The sequence below is a fragment of the Acidisoma sp. S159 genome, from assembly GCF_009766125.1.
Classification (GTDB): domain Bacteria; phylum Pseudomonadota; class Alphaproteobacteria; order Acetobacterales; family Acetobacteraceae; genus Acidisoma.
Genome location: NZ_LMUG01000052.1, coordinates 1 through 559, shown reverse-complemented (window position 1 = coordinate 559; position 559 = coordinate 1). Strand labels below are relative to the sequence as shown.

General features: G+C 57.1%; 1 protein-coding gene. It reads left to right on the top strand.

The window, feature by feature from the left end; genetic code table 11:
* On the top strand, nucleotides 1-200 hold a 200-nt coding region (locus tag GSQ92_RS16285), incomplete at its 5' end, for an integrase core domain-containing protein (RefSeq protein WP_159013693.1).
* Nucleotides 201-559 lie beyond the last annotated feature (359 nt).

Sequence of the window (559 nt, the reverse complement as noted above, 5' to 3'; positions counted from 1 at the left end):
GCTGCGCAGAGCGCTTCATCCGAACGCTCAAGGAAAACCTGCTCTGGATCCGGACCTTCGCCACCGTCGAAGAACTCCGGCTCGCGCTGCTCGCCTTCCGTGACATCTATAACACCACCTGGCTCATCCAGCGGCTCAATTACCAAACTCCCGCTCAAGTCAGGCAGCACCAGCTTTCAGCCGTCGCAATCGCTGCGTAGGCTGCCAATAGATGTCTCATCAACCGCGGGCGGTAAAGGAAGGTGTTACGATAATCACACCCCGAAGTATTGGGGCACCTCAACCCTCGCCCGGAATTGCGCAGGGTGCGCTGCAGCCGCCGAATTCAGTTGTATCCATGGATTAACACCGACCGATAAAGCGCGAAAGAGCCTATCTTTTCGCGCCCAGGTTGCGTAGGATGCCAACGCCGCAGTGAGCGCGGCTCTTCCTTCCTACATGACAAACTCGCCCGGTCGCTTAGGCGGCCGGGTTTTTCTATGTCTAGGGTCAGGACTCATTCTTTGAGATAGAAGGTGACACTGGCTGCGATGCAGATGGCGGAGAAGAAGGTGTGTGC